Raw genomic sequence first — 7,189 nt, forward strand, 5'->3', positions numbered from 1 at the left:
ACGCCATGAACGTCCAGACCCCGCTCAACCTGCTCTATCCCCGGGTGACCGCCGAGTTCGAGAACGCCCACATGCTGCCCAGCGAGGCCTACATCGACCCGGTTTGGTACGCCCACGAGAAGGCCCGCATCTTCGGCGACGCCTGGGTCGTGGTCGGCCGCGCCGAGCAGATCGCCAACGCCGGCGACTACTTCACCCGTCACCTGACCGGTCAATGCGTGCTGGTGGCCCGTGGCGACGACGGCCAGGTCCGCGCCTTCTCGCCCAGTTGCCGGCACCGCGGCGCGCTGATCGCCGAGGGCGAGGGCAACAAGCGCGCCTTCGTCTGCCCCTACCACCGCTGGACCTACGGCCTCGACGGCACGCTCATCGGCGCCCCCGGCATGGACGCCCACCCGCACTTCGACAAGGCGGATTTCCCCCTGGCGGGGATCGCCTGCGCGGTGTGGCAGGGCTTCGTCTTCATCAACCTGAACGCCACGCCGTCGTCCCTCGAAGCGGATCTGAGCGAACTGGCGCCGATCGTCGAGCCCTATCGCCTGGCCGACATGCGCCTCGCGCGCAGCAAGTCCTACACCATCAAGGCCAACTGGAAGTCCTACATCGACAACTCGATCGAGGCCTACCACGTGGCCAGCGTGCATGCCCGCAGCCTGCAGCCGGTGGCGCCGATGTCCGCCTGGCAATGTGAGCCCCACGAGAATTTCTACCTGCAATGGGCCGAGTTCGCCGGCACCCTCGGCGTGCTCAAGGGTGAGCAGGGCTTCGAGCCGATGCCGGGCTTCTCCCTGGACCGGCCGGCCAAGCACATCCTGGTGACGCTGCTGCCCAACACCGTGCTGACCATGACCGTGGACGCCATCTGGTGGATCACCCTGCTGCCGATCGACGCCCACACCAGCACCCTGGTGGTCAACCATGCGTTCCCGGTGGGCACCACCGAGCACCCGGACTACGAGGCCATCGCCGAGCGCTATTTCCGCCGCTTCGACGTGGTCAGCCAGGAAGACATCGAGATCACCGAGATCCAGCAGCGCGGCATCACCCACGGGCGGCGCATTCCCGGCCTGTACCAGGAGCAGGAGCGCCTGGTGCATGCCTTCGCCGGCTACGTCCTGCGCAAGCTCGACGCCGCGGCCCGGTCCTGACGGGCGATGGCGAGCCCCCTGCCGTCCACCTCCCGCAGGCCGCCGCCGGGCGACGGGCAGCGCCTGCTGCCCGCGACGCTGCTCCTGCCCGCGACGGTCGCCGCGCTCCTGTTCATCTGCGGGCCGCTGCTGGTGCTCGCCTGGCAGAGCCTGCTGGTGCACCTGCCCGGGCAGGTCGGGGCCGCCGCCGACAGCGCGCTGACCTACCGCAACTACCTGCTGTTCGCCTCGCCGTCCTACCTGTACTTCCTCTGGGGCACACTGCGCATCAGCGCCTACGCGGCGCTGCTCGCCGTGCTGCTGGGCGGGCTGATCGCCTACCGCATCACCCGCATCCGCGCCGGCTGGGCGCGCAAGTCGCTGATCGGCCTGATGCTGGGCCTGACCTTCCTCAGCGTGCTGGTGCGGGTCTACGCCATCTCCCTGACCTTCGGCGTGGGCGGTCCGGCGGGCGCCTTCCTGCGCAGCCTGGGCATCGCCCTGGGGTCGCGGGAGTACATCGAGTGCGTGGTGATCCTGGGCTTCCTGCACTTTCTCCTGCCGATCGTCACGCTGATCCTGCTCGGCACCTTCCAGGGCATTTCCGCCTCCTATCACGAAGCGGCGCGCTCGATGGGCGTCCCGAACTGGCGGGCGCACCTGGACACCACGGTGCGCCTGGCGGTACCCGGCCTGTATTCGGCCTTCATCGTCGCCTTCAGCCTGGCCGCCAGCTCCTTCGTGATCCCGCTGGTGCTGGGGCAGGGCAAGGTGATGTTCCTCGCCAACCTGGCCTACGTGCGCTTCGGCGAGATGGCCGACTACCCCGGCGGCGCGGCGGTTTCCCTGGTCCTGCTGGCGATCAGCCTGGCGATCGTCGGCCTGCTCGGCAGGCTGCTCGGCAAGCGTCTGGGGAGGCCGGCATGAGGCGCGTCCTCGATCGTCTGTGCGGCGCTCTCGGCGGCTTGACGGTGGCGCTGGCCATCGCCTTCCTGCTCACGCCCATCGGCATCGCGGTGATGATGTCGTTCGATGCGCGCAGCTTCCTCGGCGCCTTTCCGCCCCAGGCGTTTTCCTGGCACTGGTACCAGCGCTTCGTCGACGAGCCGTTGTACATGCACGGCCTGCGCAACAGCCTGTGGCTGGCGTCGCTGTCGACCCTGGTCAGCGTCAGCCTCGGGGTGGCCGCGGCCATCGGCCTGCACAAGGCGCGCTTTCGCGGCAAGCAGGTGCTGGTCTCGATCTTCCTCGCGCCGCTGGTGGTGCCGGCGGTGGTCATCGGCTTCGGCCTGCTGGTCACGTTGTCCACCCTGGGCATCGTGTCGGGCGCGGGCAAGCTACTCATCGCCCATAGCGTGATCACCCTGCCGTACGTGATCCGCTCGGTCACCGCCACCCTGGCCACCCTCGGCACCTCCATCGAGGAGGCCGCGATGAGCCTGGGGGCGTCGCCCTGGACGGTGATCCGCACGGTGATCCTGCCGCTGTGCCGCCCCGGCATCGTGGTGGGCTCGGTGCTGGCCTTCACCGTGTCGTTCGACGACGTCTCGGTCGGCATCTTCCTCGCCGATCCCGAGAGCACCACCCTGCCGCTGGCGCTGGTGTCGATGATGCGCTCGAACTTCGACCTGACCATCGCCGCGGCCTCTACCGTGATGATCGCCGTGTCCTGCGTGGCCTTGCTGCTGGTGGAGTGGCTCCTCGGGGTCGACCGATTGTTCGGCACCGGCCCGACGACAAAATAGGTGATCCCATGATCGACAGCGGTATCGTTGCGCTGAGCCTCAGCGGCATCAGCAAGGGCTATGGCGAGATCGGCGTGCTCCACGGCATCGACATGGACCTGCACCAAGGGGAGATCGTCGCCCTGCTGGGCCCCAGTGGCTGCGGCAAGACCACCACCCTGCGCGCCATCGGCGGTTTCGTGGTCCCGGACAGCGGGCGGATCCGCATCAAGGACGTGGATGTCACCCGCCTGGCCGTGCCCGAGCGCGACTTCGGCATCGTCTTCCAGGACTACGCGCTGTTTCCCCACCTGACCGTGGCGCAGAACATCCACTATGGCCTGAAACACCGCCGCTACCGCGCCAGGCCCCATGCCGACCGGGTGGCGGAACTCCTGGCCCTGGTGCGCATGCAGGCCTTCGCCGACCGTTACCCGGCACAGCTCAGCGGAGGCCAGAAGCAGCGCGTGGCGTTGGCCCGCGCGCTGGGGCCGAGCCCCGCGGTGCTGCTGCTGGACGAGCCGTTGTCGGCGTTGGACGCCTCGGTCCGCGGCAAGTTACAGGTGGAACTGCGCGAGGTGCTGCGCGAGGTCGGCATCACCACGGTGATCGTCACCCACGACCACGAGGAGGCCGCGGTCGTCGCCGACCGCATCGTGCTGATGCACGAGGGGCGGATCGTCCAGGACGGGACCCCGCTGGCCATCTACGACCGGCCGCGATCGCGCTTCTGCGCCGAGTTCCTCGGCGAAGTGAACTGGCTCGGCGGGCGCGTCGCCCGCGGTCTGGACGCGCAGCGCTTCGAGGCCCTGCTGGACAACGGGCAGCGCGTCGTCCTGGGCGCGGGGCAGGGGCCGCTTCCACCCGCCGACACGCGCCTCGAAATCGGCATTAGGCCCGAGCGCCTGGCCCTGGCCGACGCGGCGAGCGGGCCAGGGACGCGCAACCGCCTCACCGGCACCCTGGCGCGGACCCAGGCCCATCGCACCAACGTGGAACTCTGCGTGGCCCTCGACGGCGGGCAGAGCCTGCGGGTCGTCCATCGGCGCGACGACAGCGTGCCGGCGGTCGGCAGCCCCGTCGCCCTGGATTTTGGAATCGACGACGCGTTCTACTGGCCGGCCGAGGGTGCATGAGCGCCGGAGGGCGCCAGGCGGGCGAAGATGAAGGCGAGGTGGCCGCGCAGCGTGGAGAGGAACATCGGGAAGTCGAAGTCGTCGCGCACCAGAAACTGCTGCCAGCAGCAGAAGCCGCAGGCGTGGATCACCTCGACCAGCGCCGCCACATCCAGCTCGCGGGCCAGCACCCCTTCGTGCTGCAGCGACTTGGCGATGGCGACCTGGTAGGTCACCAGTTCCCGCTCGTGCTGCCAGCGTTTCTCGATCGCCTCGTTCCAGCTGCCGGCGGCGAAAGCGGCCAGTGCATGGCGCCAGAGGAGCTTGTCCAGGTAACGCAGGCTTTCCTCGGCCATGACCTCGTAGAACTGCAGGAACGCCTGGACGGGCTCCAGCGGGGGCGCGGAGAGCAGCGAGGCCAGGGCCTTGGGCGAGTGCTCGCGGTGATAGGCCACCAGCTCCATCAGGAGGATGTCCTTGGTCGGGAAGTAGTTGTAGACGGTGCCGGCCGCGACGTCGGCCTGCCTGGCGATTTCTTCGATGCGGGTCTTCTCGAACCCCTGCTCCTTGAACTGCCGCGACGCCACCTCGAGGATCTTCAGCCGCCGTTGGCTCTTGGTCTTTTCTCTTTGCCCTGGCGCTGCCACACGAACTCCTCGATACGATGAATTTGCAACGATGGGAACCGCTTCGATGCGTACTCCAGACACCGACTGTTTCGATGTAAGGCTCACGGCGGCGTCCATGCTATCGAATGACATCCGCTTGTTCGAGCTGCAATCGGTCACCGGCGCCCCGCTGCCGGCCTTCGAGGCTGGGGCCAGCCTGGCCGTGCACCTGGCGCCGGGACTGGTGCGCCAGTACTCCTTGCTGGACGACCCGGCGACGTGCCAGCGCTACCGCCTCGCCGTGAAACGCGAAGCGTCGTCGCGCGGCGGTTCCGAGGCCATGCATGGCCTGCCCGTGGGGCAGGTGCTGCGGGTATCGCGGCCTGCCAATCATTTCCCCCTGCGACCGGGCGAAGGCCGCGTGCTGTTGCTCGGTGGCGGCATCGGCATCACCCCGTTGCTGTCGATGGCCCATGCACTCGCGCGGCAATCCCGCGATTTCCGCCTCATCTATTACTGTCGCGAGGCGCGCGCCCTCGACCTGTTCGACGACTTGGTCGGCGCGCAGTGGCGCTCGCGCGTCGAGAAATACGCCTCCTGCCAGGGCGTGCCGACCCGGACCCGCCTGGCCCGGCTTGGCGAATCCCTGGCCGCCGACACCCAGGTCTATGCCTGCGGCCCCGCCGGCTTCATCGACGAGGCCCGCGCCTGCCTGCAAGGGCGCGTCGGCGCCCAGCGGTTCTTCGAAGAGCGCTTCCAGGTCGACCCGGCGCGAACGGACGACGAAGCCTTCGCCCTGCAACTCGGTCGGGACGGGGAGGCGCTGTGGGTGCCGGGCGACAAGAGCATCGTCCAGGTGCTCCGCGAAGCCGGCGTCGGGATCGAAACCTCCTGCGAAATGGGCCTGTGCGGGACCTGCCTGATGCGCGTCGTCGAAGGCGAACCGCTGCACCGGGACAGCTACCTCTCGGAACAGGAACGACACGACGGCCACCTCATCGTGACCTGCGTCTCGCGCTGCGGATCGGGCAAGCTGATCATCGACAGGTTGGAATGATTTTTCGGCAGGCTCCGCGCCCGTTGCCGTGGGAGGCGTCGGGCGTATCTCGTGCCAGCTCAGCGTGGGCGAATGAGGTGGGGGGATTGGGCAAAGTAGTTATATCGACGCCTGTACGAAAAGCGCACGCTTAAAAAGGAGCGTGAGCCACTGGAGGATATGACGGGGGCAAGCTGAGGCATCACGCGCGGAATGCGTGACGATTTGGGTCGGCCCCGGACAATCAATGCTGATGCGGAGCTACCAATTCTTGGCCCATTTCGTTCGGACAGTCCGGGAGATATAGCTGTTAAGTCCTTTCCCTGCTTGGGCGAGCCGCTGCATCTCCGCGATACCCTCGGCCCCAGTGCTTTGCAGGTCGTACAAGTAATACCTTTTTTTACCATCGCCGAATTGAACGATGATGGCGCCTTCCCTTATTTCAAAGGCAACCACTCCCGAGTTCCCGCCCACATTTCTATAGGGGTTCCATATGTGGATTCCTGCGAGTTGAGGGGTGTTGCATGTCGATACCTAGAATAAGTTGGCGGGGAATGGGTTTCAAATATCGAGTAAGGATATGACACAGGCTTCGAACTACTTGGTATCAATGAGGCGTTGCCTTCGGTCATCCGGGGCAGGGCTGTGTACGGTGAGCATGGAGCCGTATTGTTTGGAACGATGGCATTCGGGTTGTCAGCTATCCAGTCCTTGCGTGAATAGGAGGTTCACGAGGCGAACTTTCTTGCGGCCCGTCTGGCACCTCGCACACGCAGGTTGCCAGGGACGGTACTCATGGAATTGGCCATGCGCATGACGGTCGATGGGGACGATGAATCGAGGCTGGCAAGCCTGCCGAAGTATCCAGCGATCACCGCTCATTTGGTCATGCCGTCGCATTGATGTGATCCTGAGGCAGGTGCTGTAGGTTTTGGTAAATACTGAGAGCGGAGAGGCTGCCTGCTCCAAGAGCATGGCGCAAGGGCATGATAGGTCATCGGGCCCAGGGGGTGAGTTATGCCGAATACCTGCTCAAGTCGGTTAGAATGGCGTCTGACCGTGCGATGTGATGACATCGCCAATTTGAATCATGTGGAATACTCCTGCAGTTGATCCCGACTACGCGGGACTGCCTCTATTTGCCATGAGACTCACGATGAGTAGAACATTACTGGTTTATGCGTTGATATTGATCGTGGGCGGTATTATCGCAAAAAGTGTGGACGACACACCCGATATAGCAAAGCTTACACGAGAAGAGATTGCTCATCGGTTTCCAGGGCCATGGAAATATGAATCTCATAAAGACATAACGGAAGCATTGATGGCTGCGAAAATTCGAGAGTGCGGGAATTATCAATACCTGGCCAGCACCCATAGCAATGACGAATTCCTCGTTTATTGTTCCAACGATAGGCAGAATTGGACTGCATACCTGATGCGTACCCGGATTAATAAGGTGTGGGGGCCTTTGAAACCTAATCTTTAACGCAGCGGCATTAGGCCTGGTTTGAACATCGTAACCGTGACAATCACTTTTCGAACATTGAAAGATGCAGCGCCGTCTGGTTCACATTCG

Annotated in this window: 7 protein-coding genes; 6 read left to right on the forward strand and 1 reads right to left on the reverse strand. The window is 65.1% G+C overall.

All coding sequences use genetic code 11. The annotated features are described in order from the left end of the window. The first annotated feature begins 5 nt into the window (after positions 1-5). From OGL92_RS20780 to OGL92_RS20795, 4 genes are read left to right on the forward strand one after another with little or no spacing between them, the layout of a single operon-like run. Positions 6-1,148, forward strand: a complete 1,143-nt coding sequence (locus OGL92_RS20780) for an aromatic ring-hydroxylating dioxygenase subunit alpha (RefSeq protein WP_263147468.1) — start codon at positions 6-8, stop codon at positions 1,146-1,148. Between the two features lie 6 nt (positions 1,149-1,154). Continuing rightward, positions 1,155-2,054: an ABC transporter permease subunit gene (locus OGL92_RS20785; RefSeq protein ID WP_263147470.1), complete on the forward strand. Its 900-nt coding sequence runs from the start codon at positions 1,155-1,157 to the stop codon at positions 2,052-2,054. Further along, positions 2,051-2,872: an ABC transporter permease gene (locus OGL92_RS20790; protein WP_263147473.1), complete on the forward strand. Its 822-nt coding sequence runs from the start codon at positions 2,051-2,053 to the stop codon at positions 2,870-2,872. Before OGL92_RS20785 ends, OGL92_RS20790 begins: the two co-directional genes overlap by 4 nt. 8 nt (positions 2,873-2,880) lie before the next feature. Continuing rightward, positions 2,881-3,987 (forward strand): ABC transporter ATP-binding protein, encoded by a 1,107-nt coding sequence (locus OGL92_RS20795; RefSeq protein ID WP_263147474.1) that lies wholly within the window; start codon positions 2,881-2,883, stop codon positions 3,985-3,987. Here OGL92_RS20795 and OGL92_RS20800 read toward each other — a convergent pair. Next, entirely contained in the window at positions 3,963-4,613 is a 651-nt protein-coding gene (locus tag OGL92_RS20800; protein WP_263147476.1) for a TetR/AcrR family transcriptional regulator, read from the reverse strand. The genes OGL92_RS20795 and OGL92_RS20800 overlap by 25 nt on opposite strands. 97 nt (positions 4,614-4,710) lie before the next feature. Here OGL92_RS20800 and OGL92_RS20805 point away from each other — a divergent pair, with 97 nt between their 5' ends. Continuing rightward, positions 4,711-5,631: a PDR/VanB family oxidoreductase gene (locus OGL92_RS20805; RefSeq protein ID WP_263147479.1), complete on the forward strand. Its 921-nt coding sequence runs from the start codon at positions 4,711-4,713 to the stop codon at positions 5,629-5,631. Positions 5,632-6,766: 1,135 nt separating this feature from the next. Further along, complete coding sequence (locus OGL92_RS20810) at positions 6,767-7,099, forward strand: hypothetical protein (RefSeq protein WP_263147480.1); 333 nt, start codon at positions 6,767-6,769, stop codon at positions 7,097-7,099. Positions 7,100-7,189 lie beyond the last annotated feature (90 nt).

This window comes from Pseudomonas sp. RIT-PI-AD, assembly GCF_025642785.1.
In the GTDB taxonomy this organism is placed as follows: Bacteria; Pseudomonadota; Gammaproteobacteria; order Pseudomonadales; family Pseudomonadaceae; genus Pseudomonas_T.